This window comes from Nocardia sp. NPDC004722, assembly GCF_053601505.1.
The window spans coordinates 1-2,496 of the sequence record NZ_JBSGBY010000894.1 but is presented as its reverse complement, the minus strand read 5'-3'; the positions used below and the strand labels follow the sequence as shown (position 1 = coordinate 2,496).

The 2,496-nt window shown below is 65.9% G+C and carries 4 protein-coding genes and 1 pseudogene; 1 reads left to right on the top strand and 4 read right to left on the bottom strand.

Going from position 1 to position 2,496, the window contains the following annotated elements; translation table 11 throughout:
- Positions 1-626, bottom strand: a pseudogene (locus tag ACWELQ_RS43665) (XRE family transcriptional regulator); the annotation flags it as partial.
- A 217-nt stretch (positions 627-843) separates the two neighbouring features.
- Here ACWELQ_RS43665 and ACWELQ_RS43660 point away from each other — a divergent pair.
- Positions 844-1,185, top strand: coding sequence for a hypothetical protein (locus ACWELQ_RS43660; protein WP_452402846.1), 342 nt, complete (start codon positions 844-846; stop codon positions 1,183-1,185).
- Between the two features lie 7 nt (positions 1,186-1,192).
- On the opposite strand, the gene ACWELQ_RS43655 is transcribed toward ACWELQ_RS43660, so the two are convergent.
- The 3 genes from ACWELQ_RS43655 to ACWELQ_RS43645 all read right to left on the bottom strand — a co-directional run bounded on the left by ACWELQ_RS43655 (position 1,193) and on the right by ACWELQ_RS43645 (position 2,399).
- The gene (locus ACWELQ_RS43655; RefSeq protein WP_452402845.1) at positions 1,193-1,612 is read right to left on the bottom strand and encodes a Dabb family protein; all 420 of its coding nucleotides are present in this window, start codon (positions 1,610-1,612) and stop codon (positions 1,193-1,195) included.
- Positions 1,613-1,779: 167 nt separating this feature from the next.
- On the bottom strand, positions 1,780-2,232 hold the full coding sequence (locus ACWELQ_RS43650; protein WP_452402844.1) for a MarR family winged helix-turn-helix transcriptional regulator: 453 nt from the start codon (positions 2,230-2,232) through the stop codon (positions 1,780-1,782).
- Between the two features lie 11 nt (positions 2,233-2,243).
- Positions 2,244-2,399 carry a hypothetical protein gene (locus tag ACWELQ_RS43645; RefSeq protein ID WP_452402847.1) on the bottom strand — a complete coding sequence of 52 codons (156 nt, stop codon included), beginning with the start codon at positions 2,397-2,399 and terminating at the stop codon, positions 2,244-2,246.
- Positions 2,400-2,496: the final 97 nt, after the last annotated feature.

The window sequence follows — 2,496 nt, the reverse complement described above, 5'->3', positions numbered from 1 at the left end:
CTCTGTCGCTTTCGTGCCACCGCCTGGATGAAGGCCGACGATTCGGGCGGTGCGACCGCCTGGGCCGCCCGCGAAAGTTCCACCGCCGCAGCGAAATTCCCGGCGATCAGGTGGCTCCACGCGGTGGTTTCCAGGCACCAGGCCGTGATCTCCGGATGACCGGCTTCGTCGGCGATGCCATGCGCCAGCCGTAGCCGGGCGAAGGCGGCGCGCGGTTGCCCCAGATCGATCTGGCAGGTGCCCGCCAGCAGCGACATCCAGCCCACCGCGATCACCAACCGGCGGTATTCCGTCAGCGTCTTCTTCGAATCCATCATCCGGGCGGCCAGGCCGAGGTGCTGATCAATCTGGGCCAGTAGCCTTTCCGGCCGCATCGTCGGATAGGCCGCCGCCAGATCGTCGACCGCCGACTCCAATCGCTCGAGGCTACCGCCGCCGATATCCGATCCGGTCACGCGCCGCATCCATTCGAGTACGACCAGCGCCTCGTCGGGTGCGTCGCCGCCTACGAGCGCCGCCCGGCCCAGGGTGCGCTCATAAGCCGCTACGACGTCAGCGGTAACCGCCCGCCGACCGGTCTCGATCAAACTCAGATACGAGGCCGTGAAGTGTGTTCGGCGTGCCATGTCGCGCAACCCGATTCCCGCGGCTTCGCGGGCGGCTCGCAACATCGACCCAAGTTCCATTCGTCCCTCGCCGATTGAAAACACCTTGTCAACACCGTATCCGGCCCGCGAATGCCCGGCAGCCGTAGCGTCGATTCGAGGATATTCCGTCGGGCTCGACGTATACGGCACACCGCGGATAGGCGTCGAACCTTCCGTGCAGCGAGAGGGGAATCGGATGAACCCGGGAGCGATCGGCTATCTCCGGCGGGATGTGTCGGGGGCGCGGCGGCAGTGGGATGAGGTGCGGATTCGGAAGGTGGCCGAGCGGCTGGGGTATGACTTGCGGAAGATTGCGGTGTTCGGGGTGGAGACGGATCGGCCGGTGTATCGGCTGCGGGTGATGGTCGGGAATTTGGGTGTCGACGCGGTCATCGTTCCGGGCCTCGAACACTTCGAGAACGGGCTGCTGCCAGGCGATCTCATCGAGCGGGCCGATGTCATCACCGTCAGCCCCGAACACACCTACGCCCGCTGGCTCATCCCGCCCGACAGCCCGGCCGATATGGGTTCACGGTGACCCGGGGTCAGTGGTTGCCGTGCTTTCCCGGGGCCGCGCTGCCGTGGTATTCGCCGAGATCGGAGACCAGTTGGGTGACTTCGGGATAGGAGTCGTAGCGGCGTTGGTGGAGGGCGGCGATCTTGGCGCCCAGCTCGGGGTCGGGGTCGTCGGTGATGTCGAAGGAGACGAATTTGTCGACGAGGGGGAGGCCGATGTGGTCGGTGTGGAGGTGGGCGGGGTGGATGAGGTATTCCCAGTAGCCGTCGAGGTCGTCGATGACATAGGTTGCGCCGTAGTCGTATTCGCCGCCGTGGTCGGGGCCGACGATGAAGTGCCGCACCGACGGGATTTGGCGCCCCTGGTTGCGCAAGCTTTCCAGCGCTTCTTCGAGCCGCTCGGCGGAGACTCCAGGCTTGATGGTGAAGCGATTGCCGTGGTAGATCATCGTTTTCAACCTTCGTGAGTGCGGTACATACAAGAGTGTGTGACTGGCCAATCACTCAACATGAGTGACCGTACACTCACTCATAGAGGGAAAACAAGGGTCCGGAGTACTCAGAGCGGGGAATCGGGCAAAATTCCGCGCTGAGTACTCCGGACCCTTCGAGAGACCTATACGTCGAGAGCGTCGATCAGCGTGTCGAGCCCCGACTGAACCGCTTCGCGTTGCGCGGGCGACAGGTGTTCCATTGCGGCGGCGAAGCGTTGGATGCGGGCCGAGGTGAGCCCGGTGACCAAGTTGTGGGCCGCCGGGGTGGCGGTGAGAAGTTGCGCTCGACCGTCCTCGGGATCCGCACCCCGGGTCAGGTACCCCGCCTTCTCCAGCCCGGTCACCATGCGGGACATGGTCGGAGCGCTCACCCGCTCGATGTTCGCCAAGTCGCCCAGCCGCAGCGGCCCCGAGCGGGCGAGCGAAGCCAGCGCCGACGCCGCGCCGGGGCTCAACGCCCCGAGGTCACCGGAGTGACGCAACAGGCGCAGCAGGCGGCCGATGGTGTGGTACAGGTCGGCGGCCTCGGTGAGCTGGTCGGGGTCGGCGACGCTCGTCGGCTCGGGCAGGGTCATCTCCTCCGGTTTCAGATTCCCTCGCGGGCGGCCTCGCGGAGCTCGGCAGCCTCGTCCGCAACTTTGGGGCTACCGGCGAACCAGGAGGCCACCGCGCCGATCAGCATCATAAACGCGGCTCCCAGGAACACCACGACCAGACCCGAGTGGAACGGTCCGGAGATCAAGTGCGAGCTCGGCCACCGGGACATCCGCGAGCGGGAAGTCCGGGGTCCCGAGGACGAAGCTGCCGAAGAACGACAGCTGGACTCCGCTGGGCAGATC

Coding starts and splice junctions, on each gene's coding strand:
- ACWELQ_RS43660 (WP_452402846.1), top strand. CDS start 844: ATGAACCCGGGAGCGATCGGCTATCTCCGGCGGGATGTGTCGGGGGCG.
- ACWELQ_RS43655 (WP_452402845.1), bottom strand. CDS start 1,612: ATGATCTACCACGGCAATCGCTTCACCATCAAGCCTGGAGTCTCCGCC.
- ACWELQ_RS43650 (WP_452402844.1), bottom strand. CDS start 2,232: ATGACCCTGCCCGAGCCGACGAGCGTCGCCGACCCCGACCAGCTCACC.